This is a genomic window from Carnobacteriaceae bacterium zg-C25 (assembly GCA_017945845.1).
Classification (GTDB): domain Bacteria; phylum Bacillota; class Bacilli; order Lactobacillales; family Aerococcaceae; genus WM01.
This window is the reverse complement of the sequence record CP072828.1, coordinates 1,129,666-1,147,181: the sequence shown is the minus strand read 5'-3', so window position 1 is coordinate 1,147,181 and position 17,516 is coordinate 1,129,666. Positions and strand designations below refer to the sequence as shown.

Annotated in this window: 13 protein-coding genes, 24 tRNA genes, 1 rRNA gene and 2 other annotated features; all 38 genes read left to right on the top strand. The window is 38.0% G+C overall.

What is annotated here, in order from left to right; translation table 11 throughout:
• Positions 1 to 7 precede the first annotated feature (7 nt).
• Positions 8 to 124, top strand: a 5S ribosomal RNA gene (gene rrf, locus J7S27_05505).
• A 10-nt stretch (positions 125 to 134) separates the two neighbouring features.
• Positions 135 to 207 (top strand) — tRNA-Val (locus J7S27_05500).
• A gap of 7 nt (positions 208 to 214) precedes the next feature.
• A tRNA-Lys gene (locus J7S27_05495) sits at positions 215 to 287 on the top strand.
• Positions 288 to 303: 16 nt separating this feature from the next.
• Positions 304 to 385: transfer RNA gene (locus tag J7S27_05490), tRNA-Leu, on the top strand.
• 11 nt (positions 386 to 396) lie between these two features.
• A tRNA-Thr gene (locus tag J7S27_05485) sits at positions 397 to 469 on the top strand.
• A gap of 7 nt (positions 470 to 476) precedes the next feature.
• Positions 477 to 548 (top strand) — tRNA-Gly (locus tag J7S27_05480).
• Between the two features lie 18 nt (positions 549 to 566).
• Positions 567 to 651 (top strand) — tRNA-Leu (locus J7S27_05475).
• Positions 652 to 682: 31 nt separating this feature from the next.
• Positions 683 to 756 (top strand) — tRNA-Arg (locus tag J7S27_05470).
• 13 nt (positions 757 to 769) lie between these two features.
• A tRNA-Pro gene (locus tag J7S27_05465) sits at positions 770 to 843 on the top strand.
• A 12-nt stretch (positions 844 to 855) separates the two neighbouring features.
• Positions 856 to 929 (top strand) — tRNA-Met (locus J7S27_05460).
• Positions 930 to 949: 20 nt separating this feature from the next.
• A tRNA-Ile gene (locus J7S27_05455) sits at positions 950 to 1,023 on the top strand.
• Positions 1,024 to 1,033: 10 nt separating this feature from the next.
• Positions 1,034 to 1,123, top strand: a tRNA-Ser gene (locus J7S27_05450).
• A gap of 10 nt (positions 1,124 to 1,133) precedes the next feature.
• Positions 1,134 to 1,206, top strand: a tRNA-Met gene (locus J7S27_05445).
• Between the two features lie 6 nt (positions 1,207 to 1,212).
• Positions 1,213 to 1,285 (top strand) — tRNA-Asp (locus J7S27_05440).
• 5 nt (positions 1,286 to 1,290) lie between these two features.
• Positions 1,291 to 1,361: transfer RNA gene (locus J7S27_05435), tRNA-Gly, on the top strand.
• 19 nt (positions 1,362 to 1,380) lie between these two features.
• Positions 1,381 to 1,454, top strand: a tRNA-Ile gene (locus J7S27_05430).
• Positions 1,455 to 1,465: 11 nt separating this feature from the next.
• Positions 1,466 to 1,537: transfer RNA gene (locus J7S27_05425), tRNA-Glu, on the top strand.
• Positions 1,538 to 1,570: 33 nt separating this feature from the next.
• A tRNA-Ser gene (locus J7S27_05420) sits at positions 1,571 to 1,660 on the top strand.
• Positions 1,661 to 1,669: 9 nt separating this feature from the next.
• A tRNA-Met gene (locus J7S27_05415) sits at positions 1,670 to 1,742 on the top strand.
• A 6-nt stretch (positions 1,743 to 1,748) separates the two neighbouring features.
• Positions 1,749 to 1,821: transfer RNA gene (locus tag J7S27_05410), tRNA-Asp, on the top strand.
• Between the two features lie 3 nt (positions 1,822 to 1,824).
• Positions 1,825 to 1,897: transfer RNA gene (locus J7S27_05405), tRNA-Phe, on the top strand.
• Positions 1,898 to 1,902: 5 nt separating this feature from the next.
• Positions 1,903 to 1,973: transfer RNA gene (locus J7S27_05400), tRNA-Gly, on the top strand.
• Positions 1,974 to 1,992: 19 nt separating this feature from the next.
• A tRNA-Ile gene (locus tag J7S27_05395) sits at positions 1,993 to 2,066 on the top strand.
• Positions 2,067 to 2,093: 27 nt separating this feature from the next.
• Positions 2,094 to 2,183: transfer RNA gene (locus tag J7S27_05390), tRNA-Ser, on the top strand.
• A 15-nt stretch (positions 2,184 to 2,198) separates the two neighbouring features.
• Positions 2,199 to 2,270 (top strand) — tRNA-Glu (locus J7S27_05385).
• Positions 2,271 to 2,368: 98 nt separating this feature from the next.
• Positions 2,369 to 3,115 carry a DNA repair protein RecO gene (gene recO, locus J7S27_05380; protein QTU82729.1) on the top strand — a complete coding sequence of 249 codons (747 nt, stop codon included), beginning with the start codon at positions 2,369 to 2,371 and terminating at the stop codon, positions 3,113 to 3,115.
• A gap of 9 nt (positions 3,116 to 3,124) precedes the next feature.
• A complete protein-coding gene (locus J7S27_05375; GenBank protein QTU82728.1) occupies positions 3,125 to 3,481 on the top strand; it encodes a holo-ACP synthase in 357 nt (118 codons plus the stop codon).
• On the top strand, positions 3,481 to 4,575 hold the full coding sequence (alr, locus tag J7S27_05370) for an alanine racemase (GenBank protein ID QTU82727.1): 1,095 nt from the start codon (positions 3,481 to 3,483) through the stop codon (positions 4,573 to 4,575). The genes J7S27_05375 and alr overlap by 1 nt, the downstream gene beginning before the upstream one ends.
• A gap of 42 nt (positions 4,576 to 4,617) precedes the next feature.
• Positions 4,618 to 6,291 (top strand): ribonuclease J, encoded by a 1,674-nt coding sequence (locus J7S27_05365; protein ID QTU82726.1) that lies wholly within the window; start codon positions 4,618 to 4,620, stop codon positions 6,289 to 6,291.
• A gap of 14 nt (positions 6,292 to 6,305) precedes the next feature.
• Positions 6,306 to 6,863 carry a hypothetical protein gene (locus tag J7S27_05360; protein ID QTU82725.1) on the top strand — a complete coding sequence of 186 codons (558 nt, stop codon included), beginning with the start codon at positions 6,306 to 6,308 and terminating at the stop codon, positions 6,861 to 6,863.
• 52 nt (positions 6,864 to 6,915) lie between these two features.
• Complete coding sequence (locus tag J7S27_05355) at positions 6,916 to 7,416, top strand: VanZ family protein (GenBank protein QTU82724.1); 501 nt, start codon at positions 6,916 to 6,918, stop codon at positions 7,414 to 7,416.
• 102 nt (positions 7,417 to 7,518) lie between these two features.
• Complete coding sequence (locus J7S27_05350; protein QTU82723.1) at positions 7,519 to 8,085, top strand: thymidine kinase; 567 nt, start codon at positions 7,519 to 7,521, stop codon at positions 8,083 to 8,085.
• A 173-nt stretch (positions 8,086 to 8,258) separates the two neighbouring features.
• Positions 8,259 to 9,338: a peptide chain release factor 1 gene (gene prfA, locus J7S27_05345; GenBank protein QTU82722.1), complete on the top strand. Its 1,080-nt coding sequence runs from the start codon at positions 8,259 to 8,261 to the stop codon at positions 9,336 to 9,338.
• A complete protein-coding gene (gene prmC, locus J7S27_05340; GenBank protein ID QTU82721.1) occupies positions 9,325 to 10,170 on the top strand; it encodes a peptide chain release factor N(5)-glutamine methyltransferase in 846 nt (281 codons plus the stop codon). The genes prfA and prmC overlap by 14 nt, the downstream gene beginning before the upstream one ends.
• An 8-nt stretch (positions 10,171 to 10,178) precedes the next feature.
• Positions 10,179 to 11,213 carry a threonylcarbamoyl-AMP synthase gene (locus tag J7S27_05335; protein ID QTU82720.1) on the top strand — a complete coding sequence of 345 codons (1,035 nt, stop codon included), beginning with the start codon at positions 10,179 to 10,181 and terminating at the stop codon, positions 11,211 to 11,213.
• Between the two features lie 81 nt (positions 11,214 to 11,294).
• Positions 11,295 to 11,496 (top strand) — a binding site (T-box leader).
• A 58-nt stretch (positions 11,497 to 11,554) separates the two neighbouring features.
• Positions 11,555 to 13,498, top strand: coding sequence for a threonine--tRNA ligase (gene thrS / locus J7S27_05330; GenBank protein QTU82719.1), 1,944 nt, complete (start codon positions 11,555 to 11,557; stop codon positions 13,496 to 13,498).
• A gap of 394 nt (positions 13,499 to 13,892) precedes the next feature.
• Positions 13,893 to 15,803 (top strand): hypothetical protein, encoded by a 1,911-nt coding sequence (locus J7S27_05325; protein ID QTU82718.1) that lies wholly within the window; start codon positions 13,893 to 13,895, stop codon positions 15,801 to 15,803.
• Positions 15,804 to 16,089: 286 nt separating this feature from the next.
• Positions 16,090 to 16,318, top strand: a binding site (T-box leader).
• Positions 16,319 to 16,584: 266 nt separating this feature from the next.
• Positions 16,585 to 17,415: a methionine ABC transporter substrate-binding protein gene (locus tag J7S27_05320; GenBank protein ID QTU82717.1), complete on the top strand. Its 831-nt coding sequence runs from the start codon at positions 16,585 to 16,587 to the stop codon at positions 17,413 to 17,415.
• Positions 17,416 to 17,516: the final 101 nt, after the last annotated feature.

Sequence of the window (17,516 nt, the reverse complement as noted above, 5' to 3'; positions counted from 1 at the left end):
GAATAAGTGTGGTAATGATGGAAAGAAGGACACACCTGTACCCATGTCGAACACAGCAGTTAAGCTTCTTATCGCCGATGGTAGTTGGAGGGAAACTTCCCGCAAGAGTAGGACGTTGCCACGCTCATTTTTTAGGAGGTTTAGCTCAGCTGGGAGAGCATCTGCCTTACAAGCAGAGGGTCAGCGGTTCGATCCCGTTAACCTCCATGAAAACGAGTGATTAGCTCAGTTGGTAGAGCATCTGACTTTTAATCAGAGGGTCACAGGTTCGAGCCCTGTATCACTCATGCTTTTTAACAAGCAGCGGATGTGGCGGAATTGGCAGACGCACCAGATTTAGGCTCTGGCGAGTAACATCGTGGGGGTTCAAGTCCCTTCATCCGCATGAAAAAGACAGCCGGCTTAGCTCAGTTGGTAGAGCATCTGATTTGTAATCAGAGGGTCGAGGGTTCAAGTCCTTTAGCCGGCATATGAATGCGAAAGTAGTTCAGTGGTAGAACACCACCTTGCCAAGGTGGGGGTCGCGGGTTCGAACCCCGTCTTTCGCTTGTGTGAAGAGCACAGATGCCGGGGTGGCGGAACTGGCAGACGCACAGGACTTAAAATCCTGCGGTGGTTAACACCGTACCGGTTCGATTCCGGTCCTCGGCATTATTTTATTGGGGAAGACCTAATAGAAGGAGCACCCATAGCTCAATTGGATAGAGTACTTGACTACGAATCAAGCGGTTACAGGTTCGACTCCTGTTGGGTGCATAGCGTAAGCTTACGGGAAGTAGCTCAGCTTGGTAGAGCACTTGGTTTGGGACCAAGGGGTCGCAGGTTCGAATCCTGTCTTCCCGATTATAATATTTTGGCGGTGTAGCTCAGCTGGCTAGAGCGTCCGGTTCATACCCGGGAGGTCGGGGGTTCGATCCCCTTCGCCGCTATATTGACTTTGAGCTATTAGGGACCTTTAGCTCAGTTGGTTAGAGCAGACGGCTCATAACCGTCCGGTCGCAGGTTCGAGTCCTGCAAGGTCCATTGTCATTATGGAGGATTACCCAAGTCCGGCTGAAGGGAACGGTCTTGAAAACCGTCAGGCGTGTAAAAGCGTGCAAGGGTTCGAATCCCTTATCCTCCTTTTATATTATCGCGGGGTGGAGCAGTTGGCAGCTCGTCGGGCTCATAACCCGAAGGTCGTAGGTTCGAGTCCTACTCCCGCAATTGATTGGTTCCGTGGTGTAGGGGTTAACATGTCTGCCTGTCACGCAGAAGATCGCGGGTTCGATTCCCGTCGGGACCGTATTAGCGGATGTAGTTTAGTGGTAAAACTACAGCCTTCCAAGCTGTTGTCGCGAGTTCGATTCTCGTCATCCGCTTTCCTTTAAGGAAGCAACAGGGCCTATAGCTCAGCTGGTTAGAGCGCACGCCTGATAAGCGTGAGGTCGATGGTTCGAGTCCATTTAGGCCCATTTTATATTATGGCCCGTTGGTCAAGCGGTTAAGACACCGCCCTTTCACGGCGGTAACACGGGTTCGAATCCCGTACGGGTCATTCAAACGTTTGTTTGATGTTTTATAATGACATGGAGGATTACCCAAGTCCGGCTGAAGGGAACGGTCTTGAAAACCGTCAGGCGTGTAAAAGCGTGCAAGGGTTCGAATCCCTTATCCTCCTTAATATTGTCGCGGGGTGGAGCAGTTGGCAGCTCGTCGGGCTCATAACCCGAAGGTCGTAGGTTCGAGTCCTACTCCCGCAATTGATTGGTTCCGTGGTGTAGGGGTTAACATGTCTGCCTGTCACGCAGAAGATCGCGGGTTCGATTCCCGTCGGGACCGTTTGGTTCAGTAGCTCAGTTGGTAGAGCACTTGATTGAAGCTCAAGGTGTCGGCAGTTCGATTCTGTCCTGAACCATATTAGCGGATGTAGTTTAGTGGTAAAACTACAGCCTTCCAAGCTGTTGTCGCGAGTTCGATTCTCGTCATCCGCTTTCCTTTAAGGAAGCAACAGGGCCTATAGCTCAGCTGGTTAGAGCGCACGCCTGATAAGCGTGAGGTCGATGGTTCGAGTCCATTTAGGCCCATTGATAAAGCAGATTTTTCAATTTTTTGGGGAAATACTCAAGAGGCTGAAGAGGCGCCCCTGCTAAGGGTGTAGGTCGCGTTATAGCGGCGCGAGGGTTCAAATCCCTCTTTCTCCGTTGCTTTATCATACTGGCCCGTTGGTCAAGCGGTTAAGACACCGCCCTTTCACGGCGGTAACACGGGTTCGATTCCCGTACGGGTCATCATGTAATCAGAGCTTGGCTCTGTTTTTTTTTATTTTAATAGGCAAATTTTTCTTTCTTGTTTATAATGGTAGTAATAATAATTGGATGAGTGAATTATGGACAATGAATTTTCTGGAATTGTAATGTTTATCAAGGAACATAAAGATGTTGATGCGATGGTCAAAGTGTTTTCACGTGAGTTTGGGAAACAGATGTTTTTTGTTAAACAATTGAATTCGGGCACTCATTATTTGAAGCCGGTGTTAGTAACGGGAACAAGGGCGCATTTTGTTGGAAAGATTAATTTGAACGGGCTGTCGTTTTTACGCGATTATAAGCACAACATATCGCTTTGGAAACAAATGGATGATATTGTCGTTCAGGCGTATTTGGCTTATTTTATTGCGTTATCAGATGCTGTCATTGAAGATCGGATTGTCAATGTTAAGCTATTTGATTTGTTGTGGAATTGTTTGGAAATGGTTCACCAAAACTTTGATATTGAAGTCATTGCAATGATGTTTGAATTGAAAATGTTGGATTTTTGGAATGTTCATCTATCGTTTGATGAGTGCGTCATTACAAAACAAAAAGGTGTACCGTTAGATTTTTCATTTAAATTTGGTGGCTGTATTGCCACTTCACAATGGGATAAAGATGTGTATCGGTTAAAATTAAATCCAAACGCTATTTACTTAATGCATCAATTGCAACAAGTGCCATTTGAAAAAGTATCTCAAATTAAAATTTCTGACAGTCTTAAAGGTGAAATGCGTCGGGCAATTGATGTCATCTATGATGAATATGTCGGTATCAAATTGAAAAGTAAAAAATATATTGAAGATTTAAAAGATTGGTTTTAGGGGGAAAATATGATTTATGGTATTGGTCTAGATGTAACCCCGATAAGCAGAATTGCCCAAGCAGTTAAAAAGAATGAGCGATTTGTTGATCGTGTGTTAACGCAAAAAGAATTGGAATTGTATCATGCTTTTACAAGTGATAATCGGAAAAATGAGTTTTTATCGGGACGTTTTGCTGCTAAAGAAGCTTTTTCAAAAGCGTTTGGAACGGGGATTGGTGCGCTTTCTTTTTTAGATATGGAAATATTGCCAGATGAACGCAATAAACCTATCATGAGTTGTACAAAGTTTCAAGGAAATGTATTTGTATCAATTACACATTCTAACGAGTTGGCGATTGCACAAGTCGTATTGGAGGTTGAATAATGGTTGTAGGTCATAATAGAGCGGTTGCTGCACATATCAATTTAGAGCACATTTCACATAATATCCAGTTAATTAAGGAAAACTACTTAACAACACAACAGTTTTTTGCGGTGGTAAAAGCTGACGCGTACGGTCATGGCGCCATTGCAGTGTCCAAACACATTGAAGCACAAGTAGATGGTTTTTGTGTGGCGTTGTTTGATGAGGCGCTTGAGTTAAGACAAAGTGGAATTGCCAAACCGATTTTAGTGTTGGGACATGTAGATCGCCATGTGATTCAAGCATGTATTGAAAATGACATTAGTATCACGTTTAGTGACATTGAATTTTTAAAAACGGTGTATGCACTAAATGTTAAAGGTCAACTAAAAGTACATGTTGCTGTCAATACGGGTATGAACCGAATCGGTGTTGATACGATTGAACAATTACAAAGTATTGAGCAATATCTTCAAGAACGTCAGGAGCAATTTTTATTTGAAGGCATTTTTACACATTTCGCTACGGCGGATGGAGAAGATGACAATAAAGTAAACAAACAATACGAATTATTTGATAGATTTGTATCGTCTTTAAATGTGAAACCACGCTTTGTGCATTTGGCAAATTCAGCGATGACACTATGGCGCGGGCATTTTCCAAGTGATATTATGCGTGTGGGGATTGCCATGTACGGTTTGAATCCGTCTGATTTTGTGTTGGATATGCCATTACCATTAAAACCTGCCTTTACATTGACTGCACAAATTGTACACGTACATGAATTGAAAAAAGGTGAGTCAGTCAGTTACGGTGCGAAATATATTGCCAAAGCAAATGAAATCGTGGCGACGTTGCCTATTGGGTATGCTGATGGTTGGCGTAGAGCGTACGGACAAGTGGGTGTCTATTTAAATGGACAAAAATGTGATGTACTTGGTGTCATTTGTATGGATCAGATGATGATTCGTGTACCAAAAGGGACACAAGTTGGAGATGTGGTGGAATTGATTGGCACACATCAAACTGCCAGTGATGTGGCGGTATCTGTCGGAACAATTGGTTATGAGGTGTTATGCGGTATTTCTAACAGAGTTGTTCGGCAATATGATTGAAAATATGCTATAATGAAAAAATGAAGAAAAGGAGAAATCACTATGGATATTAAAATTATGTCTTTAGGCGGTGTACGTGAAAATGGAAAAAATATGTACGCTGTAGAAGTAAATGATGTCATCTATGTGCTAGATTGTGGTTTAGTGTATCCTGAAGAAGAATTGCTTGGTATTGATGCTGTCATTCCGGATTTTACATATCTTGAAGAAAATGCAAGTCGCATTGCTGGTGTATTTTTAACACATGCCCATGCAGATGCGGTAGGTGCTTTACCCTATTTTTTACAAAAAATTGATGTGCCTGTTTTTGGGACAGCTTTAACGATTGAAATTGCTAAAAGTGGTGTCGTTGATCAAGGGTTAGTGAATCGCTTAGACAGTTTCCATATTATTGATGAAGATACAGAAATTGAATTTAATGATGTTGTTGTCTCATTTTTTAAAACGACACACTCTGTTCCTGATTCAGTCGGTATTGTATTAAAAACACAAAAAGGATCAGTTGTTTATACAGGTGATTTTAAATTTGACCAAAGTGCAACAACCGATTACAAAACGGATTTTGCTCGATTAGTGGCTATTGGAAATGAAGGTGTTTTAGCGTTATTAAGTGATTCAGCTAATGCAGATGCTTTATTTGAAAGTGAAAGTGAGCAAAAAGTTGGCTTAGATATTTTAGATACATTTTCTAATGCACAAGGACGCATTATTGTATCTTGTATTGCAAGTAATATTTTACGTGTACAACAAGTTATCGATGCGGCTTATAAAACTGATCGTAAAGTCTTTTTAACCGATCGTGCGTTAGTCGAAACGATTGAAATTGCATTACGTTTGAAAAAATTAGTGTTACCCGATAAATCAATTTTATGTAAATTATCTGATTTAAAACGTTTTGCAGATGATGAAGTGGTTCTTTTAGAAACAGGTTCTAAAGGTGATCCAATTTTAGCGTTGCAACTGATGGCAAAAGGTCGTCATCCTCAAGTGAACTTAAAAGAGGGTGATTTAGTGTATATCACAACAACACCATCTATTGCTATGGAAACGACTGTTGCTAAAACAAAAGACTTTATTTATAAAGCGGGTGCAACGGTTAAAACGGTATCGGATAATGTAAAAGTGTCTGGACATGCTTCACCAAATGATTTGAAATTAATGATAAACTTACTTAGACCAAAATATATTGTTCCAGTCATTGGTGAGTATCGTATGATGATGAAACATTCATTGGCAGCACAAGAAATTGGTTATGCATCTGATTCGATTTTTTTAATGAATAAAGGGGATGTTTTACATTATACAAATGGTGAAATGACATCATTTGGATCAATCCCAGTAGGTAATATCTTAATTGATGGTAGTGGTGTTGGAGATATTGGTAATGTGGTGTTAAGAGATCGTAAAATTTTGTCTGAAGACGGTATTTTAGTGGCAGTTGTTACCATTTCTAGACGTCTTGGTAAAATATTGGCAACACCGCAATTGATGTCACGCGGTTTTGTATACGCTAAAAATAGTAATGAATTGTTTAAAGAGTGTGAACAATTAGTGTCACAAACGATTGAAGCACATTTAGATCGTGGTGAATTTGAATGGGGTCGTTTACGTAATGAAGTACGTGATGAATTGTCACGTTATGTCTTTGAACAAACGAAACGACGCCCAGTCGTGTTACCAATTATTATGGAAGCATCTAATTATAAACAGTCTTAAATTAAGGAGAACATATGAAGTTAAAAGGTGTTTTATTTGAAGCTTTTTGGGCAAGTGTCATCGGTTCTGTTTTAGCACTTGGTGGATTATTTTTAAATATGCCCGTATCATCTATTGTATTACCTCTATTTGTGGTTGTTTTGATTTCTGTTCGACACGGTTTCGTATTTGCTATGCGAATTGTGCTTGTGATTAGTGTGATGGTGTTGTTGGGAAGTTATTTAAAAACAGGGCAATGGGACGCATTAGCCTATTTGACGCATTTTACCTTGTTGAATACTGGTGTTATTATTGGTGTATTTTCTAAAAACATTCACCGTAATTTAAACAATAAAAAAATTAAGGTTGTGGAAACAAATGTTGTGGCAGCACAATTGTTATCAGCAAGTATTATTGCAGTGATGCGTTTAGTGAGTGATAATGTACCGTTATCTATGTTGGATATTTTATTTTATGCGATATCTAGCATTTGTTTCGTTTTAATTATTGCATTCGTGAAACCAAAATGGATTTTAACAACACGCTCACGTTATTTATCCAGTAAAGAGCGTAGCCGATTATTAAATGATTAAATGAGACTATCGTTATCGTTGATAACGATAGTTGTTTTATATAGGAGAATTTGTGAAAAAGAAACAAAAAGAAAACATTGCCATTTTAGTGGCGATTGGTATTATGGTGCTTTTATTTATTTCATCGTCACAACCTTACGAGCAACAAACCGCTATACCGCTATTGCGACAAACGCTACATTTTAAACCGTTTGAAAGTGAATTGCGCCATATTGAATTTTTATATGCGGGGCAACTCATTAGTGTGCGGGAATTGGGTTATTTTGAATTTGTCGAATTTTTTATACGAAAATTCGCCCACTTTAGTACCTATTTTATTTTAGGGTATAGTTGGCTATATGCATTATCCGGAAAAATACGTGATAAAAAAACGGCACTGTTAGTGAGTTTGCTATTGTGTGTGTTTTATGCCGCATTTGATGAGTTTCATCAAAGTTTAACGCCTAATCGTACACCGTTATTAGAAGACGTCCTACTGGATAGTTTTGGATCGATTTTAGGGATAGGTGCTTTGTATTTGACCGATGCTTTTCGTTTCAAAAAACGACGATAGATAGATGAAGAACTGCTTTTTTAAGCAGTTTTTTGGTGTGTGATGTGGTATAATATGCAAGGATTGCAAAGGCAATAGAGTAAGATTTGGAGTAGATAAGAAATGGCACAATTATTTTTTAGATATGGCGCAATGAATTCAGGTAAAACGATTGAAATTTTAAAAGTGGCGCATAATTATGAAGAACAAGATAAGCCGGTTGTCATTATGACAAGTGCGATTGATGATAGAGATGAAATCGGGTATGTATCTAGTCGAATTGGGTTGCGTCGTCAAGCCATTGCGATTACAGATAATATGAACGTATTTGAAACGATTTCTCGTTTGCCAAAACCGGCATGTGTCCTAATCGATGAGGCACAATTTTTGAAAAAAGAACATGTGTTGCAATTGGCACGCATTGTTGATGAATTGGATATTCCGGTTATGGCGTTTGGCTTGAAAAACGATTTTAGAAATGAGTTGTTTGAAGGTTCAATGCATTTATTGCTTCAAGCCGATAAAATTGAAGAGATGAAAACGATTTGCTGGTATTGTCATAAAAAAGCGACAATGAATTTGCGTATGCATGAAGGAAGACCGGTATATCATGGTGAACAAATTCAAATTGGTGGGAACGAATCCTATTTTCCAGTTTGTCGTAAACATTACAAAAACCCATTAGACTAAAGTTATGATTGTGGTGAAATTAATTGTTTATTTTAATGCGTGATGCATGATATTACTGAATAGGTGCTAATGAGCGATAAATAAATGTTGAATTTTACTGTGTTTTAAGGGCAGTGATGTTTAGAAAAACAATAGATTAAGTGATGAGATAATAACACAGCAAGGAGAAAGACATGTTTGATCAGTTAGAAAGTTTAATTATTCGATATGAAGAATTATCGGAGTTGATGAGTGACCCGGAGGTAATTGGCGATACGAAGCGTTTTATGGAGTTGACGAAAGAGGAAGCGAATTTACGCGAAAAAGTGGCGACGTATAAACGTTATAAGGCGGTTGTTCAAGGGATTGCGGATACTCAAGAATTGCTTGGAGAAAGTTTAGATGCCGAAATGGCGGAGATGGCAAAAGAAGAGTTGTCGGATTTGAAAAAAGAAAAAGAGCAATTGGAAGAAGACATTAAAATTATGATGTTGCCAACCGATCCAAACGATGGCAAAAATATTATCATGGAAATTCGTGGTGCTGCTGGTGGAGATGAGGCGGCGTTGTTTGCGGGAAGTTTGTTTAATATGTATCAAAAATACGCTGTTGCACAAGGCTGGCGTGTGGAAGTGATGGATGCAAACATTACGGGTATTGGTGGATATAAAGAAATTACGCTTATGATTACGGGTGATAAAGTCTTTTCAAAATTGAAATATGAAAGTGGTGCGCATCGTGTGCAACGTGTACCGGAAACGGAATCACAAGGGCGTGTGCATACGTCAACAGCAACGGTTGTTGTTATGCCTGAAGCGGAAGAAGTCGAAGTGGATATTCAAGAAAAAGATATTCGTGTCGATATTTATCATGCTAGTGGTGCGGGTGGTCAGCACGTCAACAAAACGGCATCGGCTGTTCGTTTAACGCACTTGCCAACGGGAATTGTTGTGGCGATGCAAGATGAGCGTTCACAGTTGAAAAACCGTGAAAAAGCGATGAAAGTGTTGCGAGCACGTGTGTATGACCAAATTTCACAAGAAGCACAATCTGAGTATGATGCTAATCGTAAATCGGCAGTTGGGACGGGAGATCGTTCGGAACGGATTCGTACGTATAACTTCCCACAAAACCGTGTAACCGATCATCGTATTGGTTTAACTATTCAAAAATTAGACCAAATTTTAAATGGTAAATTAGATGAAGTGGTTGATGCATTAGTGTTATACGATCAAACACAAAAATTGGAGCAATTAAACAATGGCGAACAATAATCGCTATATTGACGTGTTGCAGAGTGCGCAACAAATGTATGCTAACATACGTAGCGATTTGTTTGAACGATTGCTATGTGATCGATTGGGCTGGAATAAGACAGATTTTATTTTACACGCACAGAAGTTGGCTACACCAGAGCATCAAAAGCAATTTGAAAAAGATGTTGAGCGACTTGTTTCGGGAGAACCGTTACAATACATTGTTGGGTGCGAATGGTTTTATGGGCGGTGTTTTACAGTCAATCCACAAGTGTTAATTCCTCGACCAGAAACAGAATTGCTTGTCGAAGAAGTGTTGCACATTAGCCGACGTAAACAACGCCCTTTAAATATCGTTGATATTGGAACGGGCAGTGGTGCAATTGGTGTCACTCTAGCGTTAGAATCTAAAAAAGATAATGTGACTATTACGGATATTTCTAAAACGGCGTTACAAGTTGCTAAATGTAATGCACAACAGTTAGGTGCTGGTGTGCATTGTGTGGAAAGTGACGTTTTTGATGGAGTGGATGAACGTTTAGGAACGTTTGATATTATTGTCAGCAACCCACCGTATATTAGTGAATCTGAGCAGCACCTTATGGATGAAAGTGTGTTAATGCATGAACCACATTTAGCGTTATTTGCAAAAGATAACGGTTTAGCCATTTATGAAAAAATATTGCATCAAGCCAATGACTATTTATCTAAGGATGGTATTATTGTTTTAGAAATTGGTTTTTCTCAGGCAAATGATATTCGACGGTTATCACAGTTTTATTTTCCAAAAAAGAGTGTACGTGTGATAAAAGATTATGCACAACTGGATAGACTTGTCATTATAGAGTAGGAGAAATTATGACGACAACAAAGTTAATTACACCCGAACGTTTAGATACAGCAGTTGAATTATTGAAAAATGGAGCGGTAGTTGCCTTTCCAACAGAAACGGTATATGGCTTAGGCGCTATTGCCAACAATGATGATGCCGTTAAACAAGTGTACGCGGTTAAAGGCAGACCGAGTGATAATCCATTAATTGTACACGTTGCTTCAAAAGACATTGATGGGTATATTGTTGATAAAGTGCCTTATTTGGATGCCCTAATCGAACGCTTTTGGCCAGGTCCTTTGACCGTTATTTGTGGTATTAATGCTACTGCCTTTGCCCCTTCGTTACATGCCAATCGTGATACAGTGGCATTGCGCATGCCAAATACGGCTTTAACATTAGAGTTAATTGAAAAAGTCGGCTTTCCAATTGTGGGACCTAGCGCTAATACATCTGGTAAACCAAGTCCGACACGTGCTGCGCATGTGCTGGATGACTTTTTTGGGAAAATTGAAGGTGTTTTATATGGCGAAAATGCTAAAATTGGTATTGAATCAACGGTGGTTGATGCAACTCATCCAAATGGGTTAGTCATTTTACGTCCGGGTGCTATTACGTTGGAGGACTTGGCGTGTTTTCCTATATTGGAAAATATTAAGCAGGAAACAAATCCAAGCGATGTCCCAATGGCTCCGGGTATGAAATATAAGCATTATGCACCACGTCAACCGATTTATTTAATTGACTCGCAACATCCGGATCTTTGGGATAAAGCGTGTGCGTATTTCCAAAAAGAGCAATTAAAAATTGGTATTTTAGCCGATGAAAATTTAGTTGAGTGTTATGAAAATCGCGCGTATAAAACCTATAGTTTAGGTGGTATTGAAGATACACATAGTGCTTCTAAGTTTTTATATGACGGTTTACGTTTTTTTGATAAATCTGATGTAGATGTGATTTTAGCGCAAGCGTATGAAAAATCAGGTATTGGTATTGCGCTGATGAATCGATTAGAAAAAGCGGCAGATAACAACTACTTTGAAGGTAAGTTATACGATTAAAACGTTAAAGCAAAGCCGAATTAACGAAAAGTTAAGAATCTACTTGAAAATCTATATGAATAATGGTTTAATAAGAGTAAAATAAATTTGATGATAAAGACACGATTGTGTAGCGGTCATTTTTAGAGAGAATTGGTTTGGTGAGACAATTCATTGCCCTATGCAGTTACCACTTTTGAAAAGCTATTTTGAAAAATAGCCGGTTGTAACGTTATAACACTAAAGTAGATACGTTAGTAGTATCTAAAGTTGGGTGGAACCACGTTTATTTGACGTCCCATGAAGCGCACCATGCGTTTCATGGGACTTTTGTTTTTATTATCGAAAATAAGGAGGATTATATGATTAAAGTTACATTTCCAGATGGTGCAGTCCGTGAATACGAAAGCGGTACAACACCACACGACATCGCTGCTTCAATTAGCAATGGTTTAGCTAAAAAAATGTTAGCGGCAAAATATAATGGAGAATTGATTGACCACAACCGCGAGTTAACGCAAGACGGTAGCATTGAGTTGGTTACTCCAGATCATGAAGATGCACTAAGTGTATTGCGTCATTCTAGTGCGCATTTATTAGCGCATGCTTTACGCCGTCTATATCCAGATATTCATTTTGGTGTTGGTCCAGCTATTGCTTCTGGATTTTATTACGATACGGATATGCCAAATCAATTAACTGAAGAAGAATTACCAAAAGTTGAAGCTGAGATGATGAAGATTGTGAAAGAAAATCATCCAATCGTTCGTCGTGAAGTGACTCGCCAAGAAGCGTTGGACTTATTTGCAGACGATCCATATAAAGTTGAGTTGATTACAGCATTACCAGAAAGTGAAATTATCACCGTTTATCAACAAGAAGATTTTGTGGATTTATGTCGTGGTGTTCACGTGCCATCAACAGGACGTATCCAAGTATTTAAATTGCTTTCATTAGCGGGTGCTTATTGGCGCGGGAACGCGAACAATAAAATGATGCAACGTGTTTATGGAACAGCATTTTTTGATAAAAAAGACTTGGCAGAATTTATGAAAATGCGTCAAGAAGCTAAAGAACGTGATCACCGTAAATTAGGTAAAGAATTAGACTTATTTATGATTTCTCAAGAAGTCGGTTCTGGTTTACCGTTCTGGTTACCAAAAGGCGCAACCATTCGTCGTACTATTGAACGTTACATTACCGATCGTGAAATTAGTTTAGGCTATCAACACGTATATACACCAGTCATGGCAAATGTTGATTTATATAAAACATCTGGTCACTGGGATCACTATCATGAAGACATGTTTCCACCAATGGATATGGGTGATGGCGAAATGTTAGTGTTACGCCCAATGAACTGTCCGCATCATATGATGGTCTACAAAAATGACATTCATTCCTATCGTGAATTACCAATTCGTATTGCTGAATTAGGGATGATGCACCGTTATGAAAAATCAGGAGCTTTATCTGGTTTACAACGTGTGCGTGAAATGACATTAAATGACGCGCATATTTTCGTTCGTCCTGATCAAATTAAAGACGAATTTAAACGTGTGTTAGAATTGATTGTTGCGGTATACGAAGACTTTAATATTAAAGATTATCGCTTCCGTTTAAGTTATCGTGATCCAGAAGATAAAGAAAAATACTTTGACGATGACGCAATGTGGAATAAAGCAGAATCAATGCTTAAAGAAGCAATGGATGAGTTTGGATTAGAGTATTTTGAAGCAACAGGAGAAGCCGCTTTCTACGGGCCAAAATTAGACGTTCAATTTAAAACAGCAATGGGTATTGAAGAAACAATGTCAACCATTCAGTTGGACTTCTTATTACCAGAACGTTTTGATTTAACATACGTTGGTGAAGATGGCGAAAATACACATCGTCCAGTCGTGATTCACCGTGGTGTCGTATCCACAATGGAACGTTTTGTGGCGTATTTAATTGAAGAGTATAAAGGTGCATTCCCAACATGGTTAGCACCAGTTCAAGCAACTGTTATTCCAGTTAACTTTGATATTCATGCACAATACGCACAACAATTAACACAACGTCTACAACGTATTGGTATGCGCATTGACTTAGATTTACGCTATGAAAAAATGGGTTATAAAATCCGCGCTTCACAAATGCAAAAAGTACCGTATCAATTAGTTGTTGGTGATGATGAAATGGCAAATGATACAGTAACCGTTCGTCGTTACGGATCAAAAGAGACATTAACATTAAGTGTAGATGAGTTTATCGCACGCGTACAAAAAGAAATTAGTAATTTTTCACGACCTGCTGAACAATAGGTGGGTATTGATTTAATTTTTGTAATTTTTCTCAAATTATAATCGTTAATCAGTCGCTTTATGTAGGGCATAAGGTATTCAGTATTCAATAGCCGTTACTTCGTTGTGAGTAACGGCTATTGGTTTGGTGATTGCTGATTATTTCGCGTTTATAATCTGATAGTTTTACTATTGATGTTGTCACCGTTTTTTTGTTTTTTGCTGAAATTAGGTACTTTTTCTGTCATGTGTTTACGTTTTGTGATATAGTAATAGTGCATCTCGTAGTATCCTTTTTGTGTTGTTACTAAAAGTATATCCTATGAGATGCTTTTTTTGTATCGTTGGTGAACGTAATCATATACTTTGGCCTTTAAAATTTTAGGAAAAGAGTTGATGAAATTTGGAGAAAAATTTGAATACTTGGCAGAACCTTGATATTGAGAATGTTATAAATAATGTTGAAAGAAATGCGCTATCAGCTTCTGGGAAACGTTTTATTCATTCAATGAAACCGTCATCCGATTTAAAAATAGTCAATAAAAGATTAGATGAAACTTATGAAGCGTATCAAATATTACAACATAAATTACATGTCCCTTTTTTATCGTTAGATACGTTTGAAGGATTGATGAAAAAAATTGAAATGGGATATATTCTAACACCAGAAGAGTTAGTTGAATACGCTGATTTTTTACGTGGTGTTCGATTATTGATGCAATTTTTTAAAAAGTGGCAAAGTCTTGCACCTACTTTAAATCGATATGCGCAAGGGTTAAAGACGTTAGAGCATGTAGAAACGGCAATTTATGAAACGGTGTCTAAAACGCAAGTGTTATCTACTGCTAGTCGTGAATTAAACAAAGTTCGTCAACGTTTAGATTTATTGAACAAAGAAATCTCAAAAAGTATGGGAAAAGCCGTAAAAAATCCGGCATATAAAGAATATTTACAAGAGGCGCTTGTTATTGAAAAAAATGGACGACCAACTATTCCAATTAAAAGTTCTTTCAAAAATAAAGTGCCAGGAACGATTGTTGAAGAATCGGTTAAAGGTTTAACGACGTATATTGAACCAGTGGGTGTGACTAAGTATGTTGAAGAAAAAATACAATTGATTTATCAAGAACAAGATATTGAATATCGTTTGTTATCTGAATTAACGAGTACAATTTTTGATTATTTACATGTTCATGTCCAAAATGCTGAAATTATGGTGCAATTAGATGTTGTCTTTGCACGTGCTAAATATGCACTAACCTATGGCGGTCAACGTGTATCTGTCAATAAAGACAATATTATTTCACTTAAAAATGCACGGCATCCTATGATAACACCATTTGTTCCGTTGACTATTGAACTGGGAAAAAATTATTTAGGATTAGTGATTACCGGTGTTAATGCGGGTGGAAAAACGGTTGTATTAAAGACGGTAGGCTTATTAACCGCTATGACAATGTACGGTTTATTGATTCCGTGTGATGAAGGTAGTCATATTGCTATTATGGATCATATTTTTGTATCGATTGGCGATCATCAAACAATACATCACTCATTGAGCACTTTTTCGAGTGAAATGTCGACTATCGCATATATTTTAGAAAATGCTACGAAACATTCGTTAGTGTTACTAGATGAAATTGGAACAGGAACAGATCCAAAAGAAGGCACGGCATTATCGATTGCCATATTAAACGAATTATTTACACGTCAATTATTATTGTTGGTGACGACACATTATAGTGAAATAAAAGACTATGCCGTGAAAAATCCGTATTTTGAAACAGCGTCTATGCAATTTGATGAAGAAACACTAACACCTAAATATCAAATGTTAATGCAAACCATTGGAGAAAGCCGCGCGTTTTGGGTAGCTGAAAAAATGAAAATACCAAATCACATTATTTTACAGGCGAAGCAACATGTCACAAATGGACAGTTTCAAATACCTAAAATGAATTGGATCGGTAATGAAATAGCTATTCCGGAAGATAAAAAAGAAGTACCATTTTCTAAAGGAGATATTGTATTTGTCGGTTCATTGAATAAAGAGGCTATTTTTTACGAACAAGAAACCATGTCACATGATGGATGGGTATTTGTCGATAAACAGATGTATAAAGTGCCATTACGTCGCTTGCAGTTATTAAGACAATCCAAAGATTTGTATCCTAAAAATTATAATTTGGATTTATTATTTGTTGCGGATTATCAAGAATATAAATTGAATAAAGATTTACAGCGTGGATCGAAAAAAGCATGGAAAAAGCATCGCGTGAATAAAGAAAAGAAAAACGTTGAGTCAGTAGAAAATAGAAATTTTTAAAACAGAAGATAAATTTTTATGACAAACAGTTAATAAAAGATGGTGCGGTTAGTCACTATCTTTTTATGTTTCAATGAAATAACGCTTTTTTCTAGCGTGTTTGCCTTTTGTGTTATAGTGTTCTTGCATCTTGTAGTATCCTTTTTTTGTTGTTACTAAAAGTATATTCTATGAGATGTTTTTTTTATCATTGGCTAACTTAATTCTATAATTTACTCTGTGGTTATTTTTATGAAAAACAATGTTGACAAATAAAAAAACGTTGATTATACTATCCTTAACATAAACGTACACGATGAAAAGAAAAGTAAAAGTGGCAACTTTTTAGAGAGTTCTCGGTTGGTGGAAGAGAACAAGGAAAAAGCTTTGAAAATGGTCTTGGAGTGTTAGAAATCGATAGTTAGGTTTCTACGGGTAAGCCCGATATAGCTTCGAAGTATACTACAATTGTACGTACTTTAGTTAGAGGATCATTGATCAAATCAAGGTGGTACCGCGTTATTGACGCCCTTGAACAAGCTTAGGCTTGTTCAAGGGTTTTTTGTTTAAATGGTTTTCGTGTATAGGTTTTGTGTAATTGATCATAAAGGAGACGGATAGCGATAGGTTTAATGATGGTGTCAACTATTCGTAAGATAGGTTGATTAAAAATGAATTGGTTAATGATGTGTCAGCATTAAAGTTTATGAAAAATAGGAAAATAAATTAAATTTGTATCGTTGGAATGGCGTTAGAGTGTACGCTATTTAAAATGAACGATGCGTCTATAATGGAGGAAAATATGAAAAAATTATTAACATTAGTTGCAAGTATTTTTGCATTAGCTGCCTGTGGGCAAGCGACAACAACACAACAAACAACGACAACAAAAGCACCTGAAGTCGTGAAAATCGGGGTGACGGGTTCACAAATGCAATCGGTTTGGGAATATGTTGCCGAAAAAGCGAAAGCAGAAAATATTGATTTACAAGTGGTAACATTTAGTGATTACGTGCAACCGAATACGGCGTTAGCTGAAGGTTCTTTACAAATGAATGCTTTCCAACACCGTCAATATTTAGCGCAATGGAATAAAGATCATAAAACAGATATTAAAGAAATCGGAACAACGTTTATCGTGCCGTTATACTACTTCTCAACAAAATACAAATCATTAAGTGAGTTACCAGAAGGGGCAACAATTTTAGTGCCGAGTGAGGTAGCTATTCAAGGTCGTGCGTTAGTGGCGTTACAGACAGCTGGTGTCATTAAGTTAAAAGATGGCGGAAGCTTAAAATCAAATCTTCAAGATGTTGTAGAAAATCCTAAAAACATTAAATTGATTGAAGCAGAATCTGCACAAGCACCACGTTTATTACAAGATGTTGATGCTGCTGCGGTAAATGGTTCAATGGCACATGACGCTGGGTTAAAAGTAGCTGATCACATTTTTACAGATGGTGATCATCTAGATACAATTCCACAAGATCGTTACAACATTATTGCTGTAAACGGTAAAGATGTTGACAATGCCACATACAAAAAAGTGGTAGAATTATTCCAAAGCGAAGATGTTATTGCTAAATTAAATGAAGTTGCACCGGGTCAATACTACCCAGTGTGGAAAAAATAATCGTCTTAAAGTGATATGATGAAATGAACACGAGCATGAGTTGAACGCTTATGCTCGTGTTTTTGATTGGGATTGTCTTTAGTGGAGGATACCTTAATGTG